Here is a 20,329-nt window from a genome sequence, read left to right as displayed (position 1 = left end):
AGACTGCCTTCATCCGGTTGCGCTGTGTGGCCGGAGCCCTGCAACCGATGGAGGTTCTCACCATGCGTCCTGCTCCCTTGCGGCCTGCCGCTACTGTCTCGACCGCTGCCGCGCAGCCCCAACGCTATCTCACCAACGACGAAGCCGCCGAGTACCTGCGCCTGTCGCCGCGCACGCTGGAAAAGCAGCGCGTGCTGGGAGGCGGTCCCAAGTTCCGCAAGTTCGGCCGCCGCGTGATGTACGCCGTGGTCGACCTCGATGCCTGGGCCGCCGAGCGCAGCTTCGAGAGCACGTCCGAGCCCGAGTACGCCGAGCAGCATTCGGCGGACAGCCGTGCGCGCTGATCGCTGGCGCGCGGGTGGCCTTCGCCATGTCCAGCCCCGCGCTGCCCATGCGGCAGCGACCGATGCAAGAGCGCGAACAGCTCGATCTGTTCCGCGCCTTGCCGGGCGACATGGCGCCGCGCGACAGCCAGGACTTGATGGCCTTTCCGTTCTTCTCGCTGGCGAAGTCGCGGCGCACGGCGCCGATCGACTTCCGCGCCAGCGGCATCACGATCCGCGTGGAGGGCACGCAGGAGCATGGCATCGCCACGATTTGGGATGCGGACATCCTGATCTGGGCTGCAAGCCAGATTGTGGAAGCCCGCGATGCGGGCTTGCGCCCGTCGCGGCTGATGCAGGCCACGCCCTACGAGATCCTGCGCTTCATCGGGCGCGGTACGTCGCTGCGCGACTACCAGCGCCTCAAGGCGGCCTTGGATCGGCTGCAGTCCACGACCGTGGCCACGTCGATCCGCGAGACGACCGGGCGGCGCCTGCATCGCTTCTCATGGATCAACGAGTGGAAGGAACTGGCCGATGCCAAGGGCACCCCCTTGGGGCTGGAACTGATCCTGCCGGACTGGTTCTATGCGGGCGTGCTCGATGCTGCCCTCGTGTTGACCATCGACCCGGCGTATTTCCGGCTGACGGGCGGGATCGAGCGATGGCTGTACCGCCTGGTGCGCAAGCACGGCGGGCGACAGCCTGGCGGCTGGCAGTTCGACTTCCAGCACCTGTACCGCAAGTCGGGCAGCGTGGCGCGGTACTACGACTTCGCCGCCGACCTGCGCGCACTGGTGGTGCGGCAAGCCTTGCCTGGCTACCAGTTGGGCATCGAGTACGTCTCGGGCATTGCCTCGCCGCTGCTGACGTTCCGGCCCGTGCCGTCCACGGCACGGGGATAACTGCTGCGCAGCCTGTGGACGGACTCGTGCTATCAGGCAACAGAGGTATCGTGCTATCAGGCAACGAATCCTCGTGCTATCAGGCAACAAAACCGGCCGCAAAGCTAATACTGGCGCGGGTTTCGGCCTCTCCTAACTTCCCTAACTTAAATACTCTAACTGGTAGTAGCAGCGCCGCGCCTCGGTGGACAACCGCCACAGGACGCGAAGCGCAGCGGCAACAGGCGGGCTTTCCGACACGGAGGGTCCGGTCATGATCGTCGCGCTGCTCAACCAGAAAGGCGGCGTGGGCAAGACCACGCTCGCCACCCACATCGCCGGCGAGCTGGCGATGCGCGGGCAGTCGGTCATCCTGCTGGATGCCGATCCACAGGGCTCCGCGCTGGACTGGACACAGCGCCGCAGCCAGCAAGGTTTGCCAAGGCTATTTAGCGCCGTGGGCCTCGCACGCGAAACGCTGCACCAGGAAGCGCCAGAACTCGCCAGGCGGGCCGATCACGTCGTCATCGACGGGCCACCCAGGATCGCTGCCTTGGCGCGCTCCGCGCTGCTGGCGGCCGAGCGGGTGCTGATCCCGGTGCAGCCCAGCCCCTACGACCTGTGGGCCAGCGCCGAGATGGTGGCGCTGATCCGTGAGGCGCAGGTGTTCCGGCCTGCGCTGCGCGCGGCCTTCGTCATCAACCGGCGCGTGAGCACCACCGTGATCGGACGCGAGGCCCGCGGCGCGCTGGCCGAGCAGCCGCTTCCTGCGCTGCGCGCGGAAGTGCATCAGCGCATCGTGTTTGCCGACAGCGTGGCCGCCGGCCGGCTTGCACGCGAGACGGCGCCAGACAGCGCCGCCGCGCGCGAAATCACCGCGCTGGTCGATGAACTGCTGCGGTGGCCGTCATGAGCACTCCTGCCAGCAAGCGCACGGGCAAGCGCATCGGCATCGGCGCTCGCCCGCCCGCGAATCCGCACGCCGAGGCGTGGATTCGCCAGGGCAGTGCCGATGACCTCCAGAAAGGCGACCTCTACACGGCCCGCCTGACCCTCGACATCACGCCCGCCATGCGGGCGCGCATCAAGGTATCGGCCTTCACGCAAGGCGTGACGGTGGCCGATCTGTTGCGCGCGCTGCTGGAGCGGGAATTCCCGGAGAAGTCCTCATGAACACACCCGCCTCGACGGCTTCGGCACCGCCGTCCATCCCGCCTGTCGGCGTGGCCGACGGCGTACCGCTGACGCGCGTTGCGCTCGCATACATCGACCAACGCTTCGACCTCTACCTGCGCTTCGGTGATCCTGCCCGCATCATCCGGTTCGACCGCTGGCGCCGCTGCGCGGTGTTCACGCCGAATGCGGTTCTCTGCCGCATCCGCTGGCAGGCCAACGACTACGGCACGATCCGCTGGCAGCTCATGGTGATGCAGGCGTGCATGCCGATGGATGGCGCGCAGCGCATCTCCGGCGTGCAACCCGGCGCGCGCCTCTTGCTGCACGCCGAGGGTGAGCAATCGGTGCGTGCCGTGCTGGCGCGCATCGACGCCATCGAGGCGCTGGGCATCACGCCTGTCGGCGTCTCGCCCGCGTACTGGCGCACGCTCGCCAACCGGCTCGCAGCGCACTTGCCGCTGCCCGAATACACCGCCGAGCGGCACGCCGCCTGGCTGGCCGGGAGGGCGCTGCCATGACCGCAGTTTCCACTTCCGGCACCGCGCCGCACCCTCGCTTGCGCGTGCGCGCTCGCCTCGTGCTGGCGGGCCTGTCCGCCTGCGGCCTCGCTGCGCTGGCCTGGGCGTCCTTCGTGCATCCGCTGCCACGCCTGACCTACAACCCGTCCGACAGCGTGGAGGTCGGCTGGTATCGCATCGATCCGCTCGACCATCGCACCAGCTCGCCACCACGTCCGTTGTCGGTAGGCAGCATCGTGCTGGTGCCGCTGCCTGCCGAGGCTGCCGCGCTCGCTGCGCAGCGCGGCTACCTGCCGACGCGCATTCCTCTGCTCAAGCGCGTGGGCGCGGTGGCGCCGCAAGAGGTGTGCATCGCTGACGGCAAAGTCCGCATCGACGGCGTGCCTTCAGCCGCCGTGCTGTCTGCCGATCGCTGGGGCCGGCCGCTGCCATCCCGGCAGCAATGCCACCGCTTGCGGCATGGCGAGCTGTTCCTCCTCAGTGTGACCAATCCGGCGTCGTTCGATAGCCGGTATTTCGGGCCGGTCAGCGCAGCTTCCGTGATCGGCGTTGCGCGCCCCGTCTGGCTGGAGTCGCGCCCATGATGGCCACCGATTCGCTGCGCATCATCGTGCTATCGGGCGTGTCGTTCTGCTGGCCGTTGTCATGTCGTCGCGCGTGCAGTGCGAGCGCATCCGCGCTGCACTTCGCGCTGCCTCCGGCGCAGCCGTCCCACGTGCAGGCGTCTTGCCTCGAACACGGCTGGCCTGCGGCCATTGCCGTGTTCGCCGGTGCGCTGGCTGCTGGTGCAGCCTTGCCACCGGGCCGCAGTTGCCGGGATCGAGAACCTGGGGGACAGGGGGAGGCAAATGCGGAAGGCAAGACAAAAGGGGGCGGCACCTGTCGGCCCGCAAAGCCAGTCTGCACGTGGGGGGGCGAGGCACGCAGCGGCTTTGCCGCCGTGCCGCTTGGGGCGTGAGGCACGCACCGATACAGGCATGTCCGCGTGCTTCGCACGCCCGGACACGCCAGAGTTTGCAGGGAGCGCAGGCATGACCAACCGCCGCGACGATGATTTCCGCATCCGCCCCAGCGCACCGAAGAACCGGGGCCAGGGCTTCGTATCCAAGGTGCTCCAGCAGGCAGGCAAGGCCAGCGGCGGCAAGTCCACGGTGCGCCGTCCTGGCGGCAGTGGCAAGGGCACCGGCCAGCGGCCCGGATCGCGCCTGGGACGCGGCCACACGGCGGCGCGCTTCGCAGGGGCGAAGCTCACGCCTATGTCGCGGCGCGTGACCATCAAGACACTACTGGTCAACCAGCAGCGGGCCAGTCCGCAGTCGCTCGCCAAGCACCTGCGCTACATCGAGCGCGACGGCGTGGGCCGCGACGGCGAACCGGGTCGGGCCTATGGGCCGCAGACCGACGAAGCTGATCTGAACGCATTCAAGGAGCGCTGCGCCGATGATCGGCACCACTTTCGCTTCATCGTTTCGCCCGAGGAAGGGGCCGAGCTGGAAGACCTGCGCACCTACACGCGGCACCTGATGGGACGCATGGAGGCCGACCTGGGCACGCGGCTGGAATGGGTGGCGGTCGATCACTGGAATACCGACAACCCGCACACCCACCTGATCGTGCGCGGGCGCGACGACACCGGCAAAGACCTCATCATCGCGGGCGACTACATCACTGATGGTTTTCGTCATCGCGCCGCCGAGCTGGCGACCGAATGGCTGGGGCCACGCACCGAGCTGGAGATCCAGCAGACCTTGCAGCGCGAGGTGGAGCAAGAGCGGTGGACTAGCCTGGATCGCACGTTGAAACGCGAGGCCGGCGAGGATGGCCGGGTACAGATCGAACGCTTCAACGAACCGACGTTGCAACGCCAGCGCCTGCTGCTGATCAGCCGCCTGCAACGCTTGCAGCACCTGGGCCTGGTCGACGAGACGCAGCCCGGCAGTTGGGCCGTCCATGCCGATGCCGAGAAGACCTTGCGCGCCCTGGGCGAGCGTGGAGACATCATCCGCACCATCCAGCGGGCCATGAGCGGCCAGCCGCGCGAGCTGGCGGTGTTCGAGCCGGGCGACGATGGCCGAACTATTCTCGGCCGCGTAGCCGCGAAGGGGCTGGCCGACGAACTGCGCGACCGGGGCTATCTGGTCATCGACGGCGTGGACGGCAAGGCCCACTACGTCGCGCTCAATGCCCGCGACGAGCTGGCGAACTATCCCAGCGGCGCCGTGGTGGAGGTGAAAGGATCGGCCGACGTGCGCGCGGCGGACAAGAACATCGCCGCGCTGGCGAGCGATGGCTTGTACCGTACCGACCATCACCTCGCCATCGCCCAGGGGCAGGCCGTGCCCGGCCGCGATCCGCAGGAAGTCGTCGCGGCCCATGTCCGCCGACTGGAAGCCTTGCGCCGCGCCGGCATCGTGGAGCGTGTGGCCGAAGGTCTATGGAAGGTGCCGGACGATCTGCCCGAGCGTGGCCGTCAGTACGACGCGCAGCGCCTGGGAAGCGTGGCCGTGGAACTGAAATCGCACCTGCCCATCGAGCGGCAGGCCCGCGTGATCGGGGCCACCTGGCTCGACCAGCAACTGATCGGCGGCGGCTCGGGCCTGGGCGACCTGGGCTTTGGCGGCGAGGCCAAACAGGCCATGCAGCAGCGCACCGACTTCCTGGCCGAACAGGGGTTGGCCGAGCGGCGCGGGCAGCGCGTGATCCTGGCGCGCAACCTGCTGGGCACGCTGCGCAACCGGGAGCTGGCGCAGGCCGCGAAGGACATTGCAGGCGAAACGGGCCTGGAGCATCGGCCCGTGGCCGACGGGCAGCGCGTGGCCGGCATCTACCGGCGCAGCGTCATGCTCGCCAGCGGGCGCTACGCGATGCTTGATGACGGCATGGGCTTCTCGCTGGTGCCGTGGAAGCCGGTGATCGAACAGCGATTGGGGCAGCAGCTTTCCGCGACGGTTCGCGGCGGCGGGGCGTCCTGGGAGATTGGGCGGCATCGGGGGCCAACCATTTCTTGAGTCAAGGTAAAGCCACAAGCCGGTGGGCAAAATTAGATTTTATCCATAGATGGGTGATCAATCCAAAGCGTTACCAAAGGTTGGGATGCCAAAATTAGAATTATCTGTAATTTCGGATACACGGCCACATTCAAAGGCACGCTATCGCGTATATGGATTGATGGTTTCCGACCAGTGCCGCATGCGCCTTCCGCAGAATTTGGGGCAAATCCACGATGAAGAGAATAATTTGGACGTTCTGGTTTTTTGCGCTGGCATTGAGCGCTTTATGGCTTTTTACCGATACGCTCTGGCCTGCACAGTCCAACTACTTCGCCCTGCGAACGGTATGGATTCAATACAGCGGCGTACTGGCCATCGGCGCGATGTCCGTGGCGATGATGTTGGCCACGCGCCCGGCGTGGCTGGAGCCCAGCTTGAACGGACTGGACAAGATATACCGCCTGCACAAGTGGCTCGGCATCGCTGCTCTGACCGCTGCAACAGTACACTGGCTGTGGGCGCAGGGTACTAAATGGGCCGTAGGCTGGGGCTGGCTGACGCGCCCCGCGCGCAAGCCCCGCGCAACGGCCGATTCAATGGGCTCCATTGAATCGGCGCTGCGTGGCTGGCGTGGACTGGCCGAGGACTTGGGCGAATGGGCCTTCTACGCCGTCGCCGTGCTACTGGTGCTGGCTTTGGTTAAGCGCTTTCCCTACCGGCTGTTCGCCAAGACGCACCACTGGATGGCAGCGATCTACTTGGTGCTGGCCTTCCACACCTTGGTGTTGGTGCAGTTCTCCTACTGGGCCCAGCCCGTGGGCTGGGCTTTGGCTATGCTGCTGGCGAGCGGCACGGTATCGGCGGTGTGGGTGCTGCTGGGCCGAGTCGGTGCGCAGCGCACCGCGCACGGTGTCATCGAATCGCTGCAGACCTACCCTGCGCTGAACGTGCTGGAAACCACCCTGCGGATGGACCCGGGCTGGCCCGGCCACCGGCCCGGACAGTTTGCCTTCGCCATGTCCAACCCGAAAGAAGGCCCGCACCCCTACACGCTAGCCTCAGCCTGGGTGCCGGAAGACCGGCGCATTACCTTCATCACCAAGGCGCTGGGCGACCACACCCGCCGGCTGCCTGAGCGCCTACGGGTAGGCGACCAGGTAACGGTCGAGGGGCCTTACGGCTGCTTCACTTTCGACGACGAGAAGGCCCGCCAGATCTGGATCGGCGCCGGCATCGGTATCACGCCATTCATTGCGCGCATGAAGTATTTGGCGCAGCATAAAGGCCAAGACGCACGCCCGGTCGATTTGTTTCATCCTACGAGCGACGTTGATCCGCAGGCCATCGAGAAACTGCGCGCCGACAGCCAGGCGGCCGGCGTTGTGCTGCACCTGCTCATCGACAAGCAGAACGGTCGCCTGACGGGTGAACGCCTGCGTGCCATGGTGCCGGGTTGGAAAGACGCCAGCGTCTGGTTCTGCGGCCCCACGGCCTTCGGCCGCGCGTTGCGCGCCGACCTGCTGGCCCAGGGGCTCGAGCCGGAGGCGTTCCACCAAGAGCTTTTCGAGATGCGCTGAACGGAAGAAAGCACATGCGCGTATTGATCGTGGAAGACTCGCAAACGCTGGCCGAAGCCCTGAGCCAGAGCCTTCAGTCGGAAGGCTATGCCTGCGATACAGCAGCCGATGGCGTGTCCGCGCTGAAGTTTCTTGCCAGCTACCGGTACGACGCCATCATTCTGGACTTGATGCTGCCCCGGCTGGACGGCTTTGGCGTGTTGCGCGCATTGGGCCGGGAGGCCCATGCCGCACCGGTGTTGGTGCTCTCCGCGCGCGAACTGCTCGACGACCGGGTGCGGGCCTTGGATGCGGGTGCCGATGACTACCTGACAAAACCCTTCGAGCTAGCCGAACTGCTGGCTCGCCTGCGGGCGCTAGTACGGCGTCCGCCGCAACGGGACGTTCCAGTTCTGCGCCACGGCGATCTGGAGGTCGATCCGCGCTCGCGCATCGCGAGGTTCAAGTGCATTGATCTTGGGCTCACGCCGAAGGAGTATGGACTGCTCGACTTGCTGCTGCGTCGGCGCGGCGCCACGCTGTCGCGCTCGCAGATTTTTGAACATTTGTACGACAGCCGCAGCGATGCATCGGACAAAGTGGTAGAGGTGATCGTCAGCACCTTGCGAACCAAGCTTGCCCAGTGCGGCCTGGATGAACTGATCGTGACACGCCGTGGCTTCGGCTACATCCTGCCCTGAACGATGGTACGTCCCGATTCCGAAGCCCTTTCTGATGCGAGTCAAGGCGGATCCTGGTCCTTGCAGCGGCGGCTGGCTGCCAGCTTGGTGATCTGCATTGGAGGAACCTTCGCGATCCTGTTTCCCGTCCTCGACTACCGGATTGACCACGAAATCTATCGACGGATGGATACCACCCTGATGCAACGATCAGCGGCGGTGGGGCGCGTGCTGCAGGAGTTGGATGCGAGAAAGCTCGAAAGCCTCATGCCGGAATATGAGCATGGCGGGCATACCGAGTTCTTCACGATCTTCGATTCACAGACCCACCGGACCTTGCTACGGTCTCCCAGCAGTGCAGGCGCCGAGCTATCGCTTGGCCCGGTGGAGCAAGGCACCCCGCGCTATTACGACGTGACACTTCCGGATGGCCACGCGGGCCGCGCGCTGGCGACGCGCGTGTCGGTAACTGGAGAGAGGTCTCAGCTATTAGTCGTCGCAACAGAACGCCGGGATTGGGATCAAACCGAGCGGCGCATCCACTTTGCGCTCTTGGGCGGTATTGTGCTGGCAACGCTGCTAGCGACGGGCCTGGCGCTGCTCATGGTTCGGCATATCGTGGTCATGCTGGAGCGGGTCGGCGAGCAACTGGCCGATCTGCGTTCGGATCGGCCGATTGCGCGGATCGGAGCGGACTTTCCCCGTGAACTGCGTCCGTTTGCCGAAGCCTTCAATCAGGGCTTGCATCACCTGTATGCGGCCATTGTCCGCGAGCGCCGCTTCTCCCGCGATGTGGCCCACGAGTTGCGCACGCCCCTGGCGGAAATCCGCATCAGCGCAGAAAACGCTTTGATCGATGCCGACCCGACCCGAATCCAGCGCGCCCTGAATGCAATGATCCAGGCCAGTTCGCGCATGCAGCGCAGTGTGGACACTCTGCTGTTGTTGGCGCGGCTTGAATCCGGCCAACACACACTTGCGCTGGATCCTCTGGATCTGACAGCTTTGCTACAAGAGTTGCTGGCGGGACTCAACGTCCAGCAAATGGCACCCAAGTCACCCATCCGCGTGACTTTGCCTGAATCGGCATGGGTGCAAAGTGATCAGGGCGTGATCGAACGCATCGTCTCCAACCTCTTGCGCAATGCCATTGAATACGCGCCCGAATGCGACGACATTCAATGTAGATTGGAGCGCGAGGCTTCCGGCTGGATGTTGACCATCGTCAACACAGCTCCCAATTTGCAGGCATCCGATCTGGAGCAATTCGGCCTTCGCTTCTGGCGCAAGGATTCCGAAGGTGGCACGGCGCACCACGCTGGGCTGGGACTTGCACTGGCCCTGGCGCTCGCGCATGCCATAGACCTACCGCTGGCGTTCTCACTGGACAATGGTCGGCTGTCCGCGCGGCTTGGCCCTTGGCCACCGCTGCTCTGACATTGACACAGATCTACACCGCGGTGCCGAACATGGCTCCCACGCCCGCTGTCACCGCCATGGCAAATGTGCCCCAGAACGCGACGCGCAGCGCACTTTTGAAGAGCGGCGTACCACCCACGGCAGCAGCCGCAGCGCCGAGCAGGGCCAGGAAGACAATCGCCGTCGCGACGATCCAATAGAGCAGGCTCTGCTCCGGCGCCAACAGAACCACGGCCAGCGGCATGGCCGCACCAACGGCGAAGCTTCCAGCAGACGCCATGGCGGCTTGCAGCGGGCGAGCGCTCAAGGTTTCAGAGATGCCCAATTCATCGCGCGCGTGCGCGCCTAGCGCATCATGCACCATCAATTGCGTGGCGACCTGATCCGCGAGTCGATGATCCAAGCCACGCCGAACATAGATGGCCGTGAGTTCGCGATGTTCGGCTTCCGGACTGTTCTTCAGTTCATCACGCTCCCGCGCCAGATCTGCCTTTTCCGTATCAGCTTGTGAATAGACCGACACGAACTCGCCTGCAGCCATGGACATGGCGCCGGCTACCAACCCCGCGATGGCCGTGGTCATGATGCTGGCATGGCTTGCATGGGCAGCAGCCACGCCTGCAACTAGGCTGGCCGTGGAAATGATGCCGTCATTGGCACCCAGAACAGCGGCGCGCAGCCATCCGATATGTTCAGTGCGGTGACTTTCAGGGTGGGCGCGGTGGTGAAATTTGGTCATTGGAGATTCGAATTCATGTAAAGCAGCCTGAGGCCAGTAGGTCAGGGGCGTCGACCGGGAAGCATGCGAACCACTGTGTTGTCACGCATGACGTAGTGGTGCAACAGCGCCGCCATCGCATGCAATCCGATCAAGACATAGCCCAATGTCGCCAGCGCCTCATGGACATCCTTGAGTTGGCGCGACAAAGCAACGTCGGTGCCGATCAGAGAGGGAACGGGCAAGCCAAACAGAACAATCGGCTTGCCCGCCGCACTCAAGGTGAGCCATCCGAGCAGCGGCATGGCGAGCATGAAGCTGTAGAGCGCATAGTGCATGCCATCGGCGAGCGTGGCCTGCCAGCGTGGCATGGGTGGTTGGATCGCGGGCTTCACGCCCGCCTGGATGCGCACCCCGATACGGATCACGACGATCACCAGAACGCTGAGGCCCAGCAGGTAGTGCAAGGACTTCATGGCGTCTCTCAAGGCTCCCTTGGGTGCCAGTCCGCGCAATTCCATGCTCGCATAGACCGCAATGATGAGAATCACGGTCAGCCAGTGCAAGCCTATGACCAAGGGACTGAAACGGTATTCGGAATTCTTGATGTCCATGGCGCATGGCCCCGATGTTTGAGATGGCAAAAAAGCGAACCGCTGGCTATCCTGGCTATCGGATCAAGTGACTGAGAAGTCAACTTACCGGCAGCTTGTGGCTCAAGACAAGCGGTTTTTTTCTGAATAGATCGTACAGAGAAAATTTCGCTTTCTCCAAAGCTTTCTCAAAGCTTCACCGAAGAACATGAGCTGATCTTTACAAGAGATCGACCGCATGTTTCGCCTCATTAACCTCGCGCACCGCTTCATATGCGACGAATTTTCAATTCGCGCTGTGTGCTCTCTACTCTGCTCTACGTCATTTGGGGCGGCACAAGCATGAGCTTCCCGACCTTGAAAGCGGCGGGCACCTCCAGCCGAACCAAGACCTTGGCCCTGTCCGCCGTCGGTGTGGCAGTTCTGGCTGCCGTAGGGTACGGCTGGTGGGCTTGGGCAACCCAGCAGACAACCGTAGCCGATAAAGACGCGAGCGAAGCTGTCGCCCAACCGAACGCTGGCGGCGTTCACCTCAATGCCACTCAGCTTCGCGCGCAGGGTGTGGAAACCGCACTCGTCAAGGATGCTGCAGTGATACCGCTGGATAGCTTACCCGCGCAGACGGTGGCACCACTCTCGGCTAGCGCGCAGGTCGTGGCGCCATATGGCGGTGTGGTGACGCGCGTTCTGGTCGATGAAGGCGCCGCAGTGCGCCAAGGTCAGGCACTGGCGCGCATCCAGAGCAAGGACGTTCTGGCGTCTCAGGCTGATCTGGCGCGTGCCCGCACCGAAGCGGCGGTGGCTACGGCGCAGGCCCGGCGCGATGCCACGCTCTTGGCCGAGGGCATCATCCCAGCCACGCGCAACGAGCAAACCCAGGCGCGCGCGGCGGCTGCGCAAAGTACGTTGCAAGAGGCCAATGGCGCCCTCGCACGGCTTCGACCCGTTAGCGGCGGGCAGGCCGGCGAGTATGAATTGCTGGCGCCTTTGTCCGGGCGGGTGATGCGTCGTCACCTGAGCCTCGGGCAGGCGGTCGCGCCGCTCGACATCGCCTTCATAGTGGCTCAGCCTGGCCCGCTGGATGTCAGCGTCGCGGTTCCGCTGCGCTGGCGCTCGGATCTCCACCCAGGCTTGGAAGTGCGTCTTCCCGATGGCACGATCGCTCGCGTGACGGCTGTTGGTGGCGACACTGACCTCAGTAGTCAGAGCCTGCGGGTACGTGCCCGCGTCGATGCAGATCAGGCAGGGGCAGACCGCTATGCGGCCGGGCAGCAGATCAGTGTCGCGCTGTTGCTGCCAGCACCGCAGGGCACCTTGAGCGTGCCATCGTCCGCACTGCTGCCAGCGGGCAGCGCCCACGTGGTCTACGTTGCTGAGCCGTCATCGCAAGACAAGCACGGCGACCTACGCGTCCGCGCTGTTCCGGTGCGACTGCTGGGGCAAGACGAATCAGATGCGTCAAGCGCCGTGCGTGCCGTCTCGCCAGACACTGCGCCGCTTGCGGCAGGCATGCAGGTCGTCGTGCGCGGTACGGCACTGCTTAAATCCATGATTCCATTGCAATGAGGGGCGACCACGCATGTTGTCCCGTCTGATTGAATTTTCCCTGCGCCAACGTGCGCTGGTACTGCTTGGCGTGCTGGCTTTGGCGGGTGCGGGCCTGGCGGCCTTCCTGCAATTGCCGATCGACGCCTATCCGGATATTTCCCCCACGCAGGTCAAGCTGATTATCAAGGCCCCTGGCATGACGCCCGAGGAGGTGGAGTCGCGCGTGATCACGCCGCTGGAGATGGAGTTGCTCGGTGTGCCGCGGGGCGTGATGCTGCGCTCCACGGCCAAGTACGCCATAGCCGACATCACGCTGGACTTTGCCGAAGGCAGCGACATCTACTGGGCGCGTCAGCAGGTGGCTGAACGCTATGCCGGCGTTTCGGGCAGCCTGCCCGAAGGCGTCAGCGGCGGGCTGGCGCCGATTTCGACACCGCTGTCGGACGTGTTCATGTTCACCATCGAAGGCGGTGGCCTCACGTTGAGCGAGCGCCGCGCCCTACTGGACTGGACGCTGCGCCCGGCCCTGCGCACGCTGCCCGGTGTTGCTGATGTCAACGTGCTGGGTGGAGAAGCCAAGAGCTTTGCTGTGGTGCCGGATCGCGCACGGCTTTCCGCTGCGGGCCTCAGCTTCTCTGATGTCATCACGGCGATCGGCCGCAACAACCGCAATGACGGTGCGGGCCGCCTGGATGCAGGCGAAGACACGCTGATCGTGCGCGCCGAAGGCGCGATCCACACTTTGGACGATTTATCCCGTCTGATCCTGCGCGCGGGGGCCAATGGTACGGCCCCAGTTCGCCTGGGCGACGTGGCCCAGGTGCGCATCGAAGGCGTGACGCGATATGGCGCAGTCACCCGGGACGGCGCGGGCGAAGCGGTGGAAGGCATCGTGGTGGCGCTGCGCGGGGCCGATGCCTCGGCGCTGGTCAAAGCCATTCGAGCCCGGCTGGACGAGGTGACTCCCAGCCTGCCGCCCGGCGTCAAGGTGGTGCCGTTCTATGACCGCAGCACGCTGATCGAGCGCGCCGTGGGCACGGTGGAAAGCGCCTTGCTGGAAGCGACGGTACTGGTCGTTATCCTGCTGCTTCTGTTCCTCGGCGAGCTTCGCGCCGCGCTGGTTGTGGCGGTGATGGTGCCTTTGGCGGTACTGGGCACCTTCTTGCTGATGCGTCTGGTCGGCATGAGCGCCAACCTGATGAGCTTGGGGGGCCTCGCGATCGCCATCGGCATGCTGGTGGACGCTGCCGTAGTGGTGGTGGAAAACGCCGTCAGTCGGCTCGACCCGCACGCGCCCAGTGCGCACCAGCCGCGCCTGCACCGCATATTCGCCGCGGCGCGCGAGGTCGCCATGCCTGTGGCCTCGGGCATCCTCATCATCTGTCTGACCTTCATGCCCCTGCTCACTCTGCAAGGGTTGGAAGGCAAACTGTTTGTGCCGGTGGCGCTGACCATCGTATTCGCCCTGGGCGTCTCGCTGCTGCTGTCGCTCACGCTGGTGCCGGTGCTGGCCTCGCTGCTGCTCAAGGAACACGCTCACACCGAGCCGTGGGTGATGCGCTGGGCCACGCGCCTGTACCAACCGCTGCTGGAGGCTGCGCTTCACCACCCGCTACGCGCATCGGCGGTCGCCATCGCGGCCCTGGCATTGGGTGTGGTGGCCTACCTCGGCACGGGCAAGGCGTTCATGCCGACGATGGACGAGGGCGATATCCTGCTGCAACTGCAAAAGCCGCCGTCCATCGGGTTGCAGCGCTCGCTGGAGATTGACCTGGCAGTGCAGAAGGCCATCGGTGCGGCGGTGCCCGAGGTGCGGCACAGCATCGGGCGGGTGGGCTCCGACGAGCTGGGGCTCGACCCGATGGGCCTGAACGAAACCGACCTGTTCATGCAGCTCGCACCGCGCAAGGATTGGCATGCAGCCGACAAGGACGCGTTGAGTGCCGAGATACGCAAGGTGATGGATGCCTTCCCCGGCCTGGAATTCGGCTTTACCCAGCCCATCGAGATGCGCATCTCGGAAATGCTCACCGGCAGCCGGGGCGACGTGGCCGTCAAGCTATTCGGCCCTGATCTGCAAACGCTGGGCGATCTGGCGCAGCGCATGGCCGCTCGCATCGAGAAAGTGCCCGGTGCGCGCGACGTGCTCACCCAGGCCAGCGACAGCGTGGAATACCTGCAGGTGAAGGTGGATGCGCAGGCGGCGGGGCGCGCCGGACTGGCCGTGACGCAGGTTCAGGACGAGCTGCGCGCGCAGCTCGAAGGCGTGCCGGCCGGGTTGGTGATCGAGCCGGACAGGCGCACGCCCATCGTGGTGCGCGGGGATGCCCGGCTGCGCGGATCGGCCGAGCGGTTCAAGGACTTGCAGCTCGCCCGTGGCGATCAGGGCGAAATCCCCTTGACCTCGCTGGCGCGCATCGCCACCACTGATGGCCCCGTGCTGGTGCGGCGCGAGAACGGCTCGCGCTTCGCGCTGATCCAGTCCAGCGTGAGTGGGCGCGATCTGGTCGGCTTCGTGGATGAAGCGCGCGCCGCCGTGGTGCGCGACGTGCCGCTGCCGCCCGGCTACCGCGTCGAATGGGGTGGGCAGTTCGAGAACCAGCAACGCGCAGCGGCCCGCCTTGGCATGGTGGTGCCGGTGGCCCTGGGACTGATTTTCTTCGTGCTGTTCATGACCTTCGGCTCGGTGCGGCAGGCCGCGCTCATCCTCGGCAACGTGCCGTTTGCCATGGTCGGCGGCGTGGCGGCGCTGTGGCTGTCGGGGCAGTACCTGTCGGTGCCTGCTTCGGTCGTGTCATTTTCAGAAGACGACTGCACCATTCAGCGCGGTTTGAAGCCTCTTGTGCATACGGCTCCTGACAGCCAGATATCAGGACTCCTCTGCACGAAACTCGTCTATGCTCAATACTCGTGTGCACCAAAGCGAGATGAGCATGGCGACCGATACCGCACCGATTACCGAGCACGGCGTGGCCACCCTGCCAGAACAGGCATGGGAGCGTGCGCGTCGTCGCGCGGAGATCATTGGGCCGTTGGCGCAGTCGGAGACGGTTGGGCATGAAGCGGCCGACGCGGCAGCCCAGGCATTGGGGCTGTCCCGGCGGCAGGTCTACGTCCTGATCCGCCGTGCCCGGCTAGGATCGGGGCTGGTCACTGACTTGGCTCTTGGGCAGTCGAGCGGTGGCAAAGGTAAAGGCCGCTTGCCGGAGTCGGTCGAACGAATCATCCGCGAGTTACTGCAAAAGCGCTTCCTGACCAAGCAGAAGCGTAGCTTGGCGGCGTTCCACCGCGAAGTTGTGCGGGCGTGCAAGCTGCAAAAGCTGCGGGTGCCGGCGCGCAACACGGTGGCTCTGCGGATCGCCGGCCTCGATCCGCGCGAGGTCACTCACCGCCGGGAAGGACAAGATGCCGCCCGCGACCTGCAAGGTGTTGGTGGTGTTCCGCCACCCGTCTCCGCGCCGCTGGAGCAGGTGCAGATCGACCACACAGTCATCGACCTGATCGTGGTGGACGAGCGCGACCGGCAACCGATTGGCCGTCCATACCTGACCCTCGCCATCGACGTATTCACCCGCTGCGTGGTTGGCATGGTCGTTACGCTGGAAGCCCCGTCCGCCGTCTCGGTCGGCTTGTGCTTGGTGCATGCCGCCTGCGACAAGCGCCCTTGGTTGGAAGGGTTGAACGTAGAGATGGATTGGCCGATGAGCGGCAAGCCCAGACTGCTCTACTTGGACAACGCGGCTGAGTTCAAGAGCGAGGCGCTGCGCCGTGGCTGCGAGCAGCATGGCATCCGGTTGGACTATCGCCCGCTTGGGCAGCCGCACTACGGCGGTATCGTGGAACGGATCATCGGCACGGCGATGCAGATGATCCACGACGAATTGCCGGGGACGACCTTCTCCAATCCTGACCAGCGCGGGGAATACGCCTCCGAGAAGATGGCCGCCCTGACACTGCGCGAGCTGGAGCGCTGGCTCACATTGGCGGTCGGCACCTATCACGGCTCCGTGCACAACGGCCTGCTCCAACCGCCGGCCGCGCGCTGGGCCGAAGCTATCACGCGGACCGGCGTGCCAACCGTCATCACTCGCGCTACGGCTTTTCTGGTCGATTTTCTGCCCATCATCCGCCGCACGCTGACCCGCACCGGCTTCGTCATCGACCACATCCACTACTACGCCGATGCGCTCAAGCCGTGGATAGCTCGGCGGGACCGCTTGCCTGCGTTCCTGATCCGGCGCGACCCGCGCGACATCAGCCGCATATGGGTGCTGGAACCAGAGGGGCAGCACTACCTGGAAATTCCCTACCGTACCTTGTCGCACCCGGCTGTCACCCTCTGGGAACAACGACAGGCGCTGGCGAAATTGCGGCAGCAAGGGCGCGAACAGGTGGATGAGTCGGCGTTGTTCCGCATGATCGGCCAGATGCGCGAAATCGTTACCACCGCGCAGAAGGCTACGCGCAAGGCGCGGCGCGACGCGGATCGACGCCAGCATCTCAAGGCAACGGCAACGCCTGTCAAAACCACGCCACCACCGGGCGCTGACATGGATGGGCAGCAGGCAGACAACCAGCCGCCGGCCAAACCGTTCGACCAGATTGAGGAGTGGTAGCCGTGGAAGAATATCCCATCATCGACTTGTCCCACCTGCTGCCGGCGGCCCAGGGCTTGGCCCGTCTCCCGGCGGACGAACGCATCCATCGCCTTCGCGCCGACCGCTGGATCGGCTATCCGCGAGCAGTCGAGGCGCTGAACCGGCTGGAAATCCTGTATACGTGGCCAAACAAGCAACGCATGCCCAACCTGCTGCTGGTCGGCCCGACCAACAACGGCAAGTCGATGATCGTCGAGAAGTTCCGGCGCACGCATCCGGCCAGAGCCGACGCCGACCAGGAGCACATTCCGGTACTGGTCGTGCAGATGCCATCCGAACCGTCGGTAATCCGCTTCTACGTCGCGCTGCTCGCGGCGATGGGTGCGCCATTGCGACCGCGCCCACGGCTGCCAGAAATGGAACAACTGGCGCTGGCACTGCTGCGCAAGGTCGGCGTGCGCATGCTGGTGATCGACGAGTTGCACAACGTCCTGGCCGGTAACAGCGTCAATCGCCGGGAATTCCTCAATCTCCTGCGCTTCCTCGGCAATGAACTGCGCATCCCACTGGTCGGGGTCGGCACGCGCGACGCCTACCTGGCCATCCGCTCCGATGACCAGTTGGAAAATCGCTTCGAGCCGATGATGCTGCCGGTATGGGAGGCCAATCACGATTGCTGCTCACTGCTGGCCAGTTTCGCCGCTTCGCTTCCACTGCGGCGACCCTCGTCGATTGCCACGCTGGACATGGCCCGCTACCTGCTCACACGCAGCGAGGGCACCATCGGCGAACTGGCGCACTTGCTGATGGCGGCGGCCATCGTCGCCGTGGAGAGCGGCGAGGAAGCGATCAACCATCGCACGCTGAGCATGGCCGATTACACCGGTCCCAGCGAGCGGCGGCGGCAATTCGAGCGGGAACTGATGTGAAGCCAGCGCCACGCTGGCCACTGCATCCGGCCCCCAGAGAAGGCGAAGCCTTGTCTTCGTGGCTCAACCGCGTGGCCCTTTGCTATCACATGGAGGTGTCCGAGCTGCTGGAGCACGATCTTGGTCACGCTCAGGTTGATGACCTGGATACCGCGCCACCACTGGCGCTGTTGGCGATGCTCTCCCAGCGGAGCGGCATCGAGCCGGACCGGCTGCGTTGCATGAGTTTCGCCGGCTGGGTGCCTTGGCTACTGGACAGCCTTGATGATCAGATTCCAGACGCATTGGAAACCTATGCGTTCCAGCTCTCGGTGCTGCTGCCGAAACTCCGCCGTAGGACGCGATCCATCACGAGCTGGCGTGCCTGGCTGCCCAGCCAGCCGATACATCGCGCCTGTCCTCTCTGTCTGAACGACCCGGCAAACCAAGCCGTACTGCTTGCATGGAAGCTGCCCCTGATGCTGAGCTGCCCGCTGCATGGCTGCTGGCTGGAATCCTATTGGGGCGTGCCTGGGCGGTTTCTCGGCTGGGAGAACGCCGACACTGCGTCGCGCACCGCCAGCGACGCGATTGCAGTGATGGACCGGCGTACCTGGCAGGCACTGACGACCGGCCATGTGGAACTGCCGTGCCGACGCATCCACGCTGGATTGTGGTTTCGACTGCTACGCACGCTGCTCGATGAGCTGAACACCCCGCTTTCGGCGTGCGGAACCTACGCGGGGTATCTCCGCCAAGTCTGGCAAGGCTGCGGGCATCCGCTGCGTGCTGGGCAAAGTCTGTGGCGACCGTATGAAACCCTGAACCCGGCAATACGGTTGCAGATGCTGGAGGCGGCGGCAACGGCAATCAGCTTGATCGAGGTGAGGGATATCAGCCCGCCAGGCGAGCATGCAAAGCTGTTCTGGTCCGAGCTCCAAACCGGGTTCACCAGTGGTCTGCCGGCGAAACCGCCGAAGCCCGAACCCGTCAATCATTGGCAACGGGCGGTCCAAGCTATCAGTGAGGCGATCATTGAAGCCCGGCACGACCCCGAGACGGCACGCTCGCTGTTCGCGTTGGCTTCCTATGGTCGGCGCGATCCCGCTTCCCTGGAACAGTTGCGCGCCACCTTTGCAAAGGAAGGCATTCCCCCGGAATTTCTGTCACATTACGAGGCTGATGGACCCTTTGCATGTCTTAGACAGAATGACGGGTTAAGTGACAAATTTTGACGACCAGAACTTTCCGGTGCACACTGTCACATAATCGAACGTATATGTGACAGGTGCAAGATGCTGATTGGCTACATGCGGGTATCGAAAGCAGACGGCTCACAGGCCACCGACTTGCAGCGTGATGCACTGATCGCTGCCGGCGTCGATCCGGCCCATCTCTACGAGGATCAAGCGTCGGGCAAACGCGAGGATCGTCCCGGCCTGTTGAGCTGCCTGAAGGCGCTACGACCGGGGGATACGTTGATGGTGTGGAAACTTGACCGGCTCGGGCGCGATCTGCGGCATCTCATCAACACCGTGCATGACCTGACCGGGCGAGGCATCGGTCTGAAAGTGTTGACTGGGCACGGTGCAGCCATTGACACCACGACGGCCGCCGGCAAGTTGGTCTTCGGCATCTTCGCCGCGCTGGCCGAGTTCGAGCGCGAACTGATTACCGAGCGCACGATTGCAGGATTGGCTTCGGCGAGGGCGCGCGGTAGGAAGGGCGGCCGGCCCTTCAAGATGACTGCCGCCAAGTTGCGGCTGGCGATGGCCGCTATGGGGCAGCCCGAAACCAAGGTCGGCGATCTATGTCAGGAACTGGGCATCACAAGACAGACCTTGTATCGGCACATTTCGCCGAAGGGCGAGTTGCGCCTTGATGGCGAGAAACTGCTCAGTCAAATTTGATGACAGGACAGCGGTTACTGTAGACGAATCGTGACGACTGGTTGAGTCAGTATGTCCTACCTGTTATCACTTGAACGCCAATAACAGAACGCCTCCGGCGACCATCGAAATGCCGGACCACTCCCTCAGTGACGGGCGTTCGCCCAAAAAGGCGAAAGCAAATACCGCCACCAGGACAAGACTGAGTTTATCCACTGGCGCAACCTTGGATGCATCGCCAATCTTGAGTGCGCGGAAGTAGCAGACCCACGATGCCCCTGTCGCCAAGCCGGACAGCCCGAGAAAAAGCCATGTCTTGGGTGATAACTCCAAGGGGTTGGTCCATTTCCCCGTGTAGGCAACAAACGCCGACAGGACGACGATGATGATGGCCGTGCGGATCAAGGTGGCCAGATCGGAATCAACTCCCTGAATGCCAACCTTGGCAAAAATAGCCGTCAGTGCCGCAAGGATAGCGGACAGCAAAGCCCAATAAAACCACCCCGCCGAATTAACCATTTAGCCTGCC

General features: G+C 64.4%; 20 protein-coding genes. 17 read left to right on the top strand and 3 right to left on the bottom strand.

Features of this window, described 5'->3' with window-relative positions:
- Positions 1–62 precede the first annotated feature (62 nt).
- From RMET_RS15160 to RMET_RS15110, 11 genes are all read left to right on the top strand, one after another.
- The gene (locus tag RMET_RS15160; protein ID WP_023123353.1) at positions 63–344 is read left to right on the top strand and encodes a helix-turn-helix transcriptional regulator; all 282 of its coding nucleotides are present in this window, start codon (positions 63–65) and stop codon (positions 342–344) included.
- Positions 345–370: 26 nt separating this feature from the next.
- Positions 371–1,228, top strand: coding sequence for a replication initiator protein A (locus RMET_RS15155; protein WP_011517539.1), 858 nt, complete (start codon positions 371–373; stop codon positions 1,226–1,228).
- A 253-nt stretch (positions 1,229–1,481) separates the two neighbouring features.
- Complete coding sequence (gene parA, locus RMET_RS15150; protein ID WP_003056189.1) at positions 1,482–2,120, top strand: ParA family partition ATPase; 639 nt, start codon at positions 1,482–1,484, stop codon at positions 2,118–2,120.
- A complete protein-coding gene (locus RMET_RS15145; RefSeq protein ID WP_003056186.1) occupies positions 2,117–2,380 on the top strand; it encodes a hypothetical protein in 264 nt (87 codons plus the stop codon). Before parA ends, RMET_RS15145 begins: the two co-directional genes overlap by 4 nt.
- On the top strand, positions 2,377–2,901 hold the full coding sequence (locus tag RMET_RS15140) for a DUF2840 domain-containing protein (protein WP_003056183.1): 525 nt from the start codon (positions 2,377–2,379) through the stop codon (positions 2,899–2,901). Before RMET_RS15145 ends, RMET_RS15140 begins: the two co-directional genes overlap by 4 nt.
- Positions 2,898–3,485, top strand: coding sequence for a S26 family signal peptidase (locus tag RMET_RS15135; RefSeq protein WP_011517538.1), 588 nt, complete (start codon positions 2,898–2,900; stop codon positions 3,483–3,485). The genes RMET_RS15140 and RMET_RS15135 overlap by 4 nt, the downstream gene beginning before the upstream one ends.
- Positions 3,482–3,859 carry a hypothetical protein gene (locus RMET_RS15130; protein WP_077176498.1) on the top strand — a complete coding sequence of 126 codons (378 nt, stop codon included), beginning with the start codon at positions 3,482–3,484 and terminating at the stop codon, positions 3,857–3,859. Before RMET_RS15135 ends, RMET_RS15130 begins: the two co-directional genes overlap by 4 nt.
- A gap of 73 nt (positions 3,860–3,932) precedes the next feature.
- A complete protein-coding gene (locus tag RMET_RS15125; protein WP_011517536.1) occupies positions 3,933–5,909 on the top strand; it encodes a relaxase/mobilization nuclease domain-containing protein in 1,977 nt (658 codons plus the stop codon).
- Between the two features lie 215 nt (positions 5,910–6,124).
- Entirely contained in the window at positions 6,125–7,468 is a 1,344-nt protein-coding gene (locus tag RMET_RS15120) for a ferredoxin reductase family protein (protein WP_011517535.1), read from the top strand.
- Between the two features lie 14 nt (positions 7,469–7,482).
- Positions 7,483–8,148: a response regulator transcription factor gene (locus RMET_RS15115; RefSeq protein WP_011517534.1), complete on the top strand. Its 666-nt coding sequence runs from the start codon at positions 7,483–7,485 to the stop codon at positions 8,146–8,148.
- Between the two features lie 60 nt (positions 8,149–8,208).
- A complete protein-coding gene (locus RMET_RS15110; protein WP_231138466.1) occupies positions 8,209–9,564 on the top strand; it encodes a sensor histidine kinase in 1,356 nt (451 codons plus the stop codon).
- A gap of 13 nt (positions 9,565–9,577) precedes the next feature.
- Here RMET_RS15110 and RMET_RS15105 read toward each other — a convergent pair whose 3' ends face one another.
- Together RMET_RS15105 and RMET_RS15100 are read right to left on the bottom strand one after the other, a co-directional pair.
- Complete coding sequence (locus tag RMET_RS15105; protein WP_003056165.1) at positions 9,578–10,285, bottom strand: VIT1/CCC1 transporter family protein; 708 nt, start codon at positions 10,283–10,285, stop codon at positions 9,578–9,580.
- Positions 10,286–10,326: 41 nt separating this feature from the next.
- The gene (locus tag RMET_RS15100; protein WP_011517532.1) at positions 10,327–10,878 is read right to left on the bottom strand and encodes a cytochrome b; all 552 of its coding nucleotides are present in this window, start codon (positions 10,876–10,878) and stop codon (positions 10,327–10,329) included.
- Between the two features lie 321 nt (positions 10,879–11,199).
- On the opposite strand from RMET_RS15100, the gene RMET_RS15095 reads away from it, so the two are divergent.
- The 6 genes from RMET_RS15095 to RMET_RS15070 are packed head-to-tail and all read left to right on the top strand — an operon-like array spanning position 11,200 to position 19,821.
- Positions 11,200–12,423, top strand: a complete 1,224-nt coding sequence (locus RMET_RS15095) for an efflux RND transporter periplasmic adaptor subunit (protein WP_011517531.1) — start codon at positions 11,200–11,202, stop codon at positions 12,421–12,423.
- Positions 12,424–12,436: 13 nt separating this feature from the next.
- The gene (locus RMET_RS15090; protein WP_011517530.1) at positions 12,437–15,466 is read left to right on the top strand and encodes an efflux RND transporter permease subunit; all 3,030 of its coding nucleotides are present in this window, start codon (positions 12,437–12,439) and stop codon (positions 15,464–15,466) included.
- On the top strand, positions 15,375–17,021 hold the full coding sequence (locus tag RMET_RS15085; protein WP_231138509.1) for a transposase family protein: 1,647 nt from the start codon (positions 15,375–15,377) through the stop codon (positions 17,019–17,021). Before RMET_RS15090 ends, RMET_RS15085 begins: the two co-directional genes overlap by 92 nt.
- A 2-nt stretch (positions 17,022–17,023) precedes the next feature.
- On the top strand, positions 17,024–17,932 hold the full coding sequence (locus tag RMET_RS15080) for a TniB family NTP-binding protein (RefSeq protein WP_009687862.1): 909 nt from the start codon (positions 17,024–17,026) through the stop codon (positions 17,930–17,932).
- The gene (locus RMET_RS15075) at positions 17,929–19,146 is read left to right on the top strand and encodes a TniQ family protein (RefSeq protein ID WP_011517528.1); all 1,218 of its coding nucleotides are present in this window, start codon (positions 17,929–17,931) and stop codon (positions 19,144–19,146) included. Before RMET_RS15080 ends, RMET_RS15075 begins: the two co-directional genes overlap by 4 nt.
- Positions 19,147–19,206: 60 nt before the next feature.
- Complete coding sequence (locus tag RMET_RS15070; RefSeq protein WP_011517527.1) at positions 19,207–19,821, top strand: recombinase family protein; 615 nt, start codon at positions 19,207–19,209, stop codon at positions 19,819–19,821.
- Positions 19,822–19,887: 66 nt separating this feature from the next.
- Here the strand turns inward: RMET_RS15070 and RMET_RS15065 are convergent, their stop codons facing one another.
- Positions 19,888–20,319: an EamA family transporter gene (locus tag RMET_RS15065; protein WP_005797960.1), complete on the bottom strand. Its 432-nt coding sequence runs from the start codon at positions 20,317–20,319 to the stop codon at positions 19,888–19,890.
- Positions 20,320–20,329 lie beyond the last annotated feature (10 nt).

It is taken from the genome of Cupriavidus metallidurans CH34, from assembly GCF_000196015.1.
In the GTDB taxonomy this organism is placed as follows: Bacteria; Pseudomonadota; Gammaproteobacteria; order Burkholderiales; family Burkholderiaceae; genus Cupriavidus; species Cupriavidus metallidurans.
Note: the sequence above shows the minus strand (reverse complement) of the source record. Positions and strands in the feature narration are given on the sequence as shown.

Bases quoted from the DNA above. Each gene is read 5' to 3' on its own strand.
- RMET_RS15160 (WP_023123353.1), top strand. From the start codon at position 63: ATGCGTCCTGCTCCCTTGCGGCCTGCCGCTACTGTCTCGACCGCTGCC.
- RMET_RS15155 (WP_011517539.1), top strand. From the start codon at position 371: ATGTCCAGCCCCGCGCTGCCCATGCGGCAGCGACCGATGCAAGAGCGC.
- parA (WP_003056189.1), top strand. From the start codon at position 1,482: ATGATCGTCGCGCTGCTCAACCAGAAAGGCGGCGTGGGCAAGACCACG.
- RMET_RS15145 (WP_003056186.1), top strand. From the start codon at position 2,117: ATGAGCACTCCTGCCAGCAAGCGCACGGGCAAGCGCATCGGCATCGGC.
- RMET_RS15140 (WP_003056183.1), top strand. From the start codon at position 2,377: ATGAACACACCCGCCTCGACGGCTTCGGCACCGCCGTCCATCCCGCCT.
- RMET_RS15135 (WP_011517538.1), top strand. From the start codon at position 2,898: ATGACCGCAGTTTCCACTTCCGGCACCGCGCCGCACCCTCGCTTGCGC.
- RMET_RS15130 (WP_077176498.1), top strand. From the start codon at position 3,482: ATGATGGCCACCGATTCGCTGCGCATCATCGTGCTATCGGGCGTGTCG.
- RMET_RS15125 (WP_011517536.1), top strand. From the start codon at position 3,933: ATGACCAACCGCCGCGACGATGATTTCCGCATCCGCCCCAGCGCACCG.
- RMET_RS15120 (WP_011517535.1), top strand. From the start codon at position 6,125: ATGAAGAGAATAATTTGGACGTTCTGGTTTTTTGCGCTGGCATTGAGC.
- RMET_RS15115 (WP_011517534.1), top strand. From the start codon at position 7,483: ATGCGCGTATTGATCGTGGAAGACTCGCAAACGCTGGCCGAAGCCCTG.
- RMET_RS15105 (WP_003056165.1), bottom strand. From the start codon at position 10,285: ATGACCAAATTTCACCACCGCGCCCACCCTGAAAGTCACCGCACTGAA.
- RMET_RS15100 (WP_011517532.1), bottom strand. From the start codon at position 10,878: ATGGACATCAAGAATTCCGAATACCGTTTCAGTCCCTTGGTCATAGGC.
- RMET_RS15095 (WP_011517531.1), top strand. From the start codon at position 11,200: ATGAGCTTCCCGACCTTGAAAGCGGCGGGCACCTCCAGCCGAACCAAG.
- RMET_RS15090 (WP_011517530.1), top strand. From the start codon at position 12,437: ATGTTGTCCCGTCTGATTGAATTTTCCCTGCGCCAACGTGCGCTGGTA.
- RMET_RS15070 (WP_011517527.1), top strand. From the start codon at position 19,207: ATGCTGATTGGCTACATGCGGGTATCGAAAGCAGACGGCTCACAGGCC.
- RMET_RS15065 (WP_005797960.1), bottom strand. From the start codon at position 20,319: ATGGTTAATTCGGCGGGGTGGTTTTATTGGGCTTTGCTGTCCGCTATC.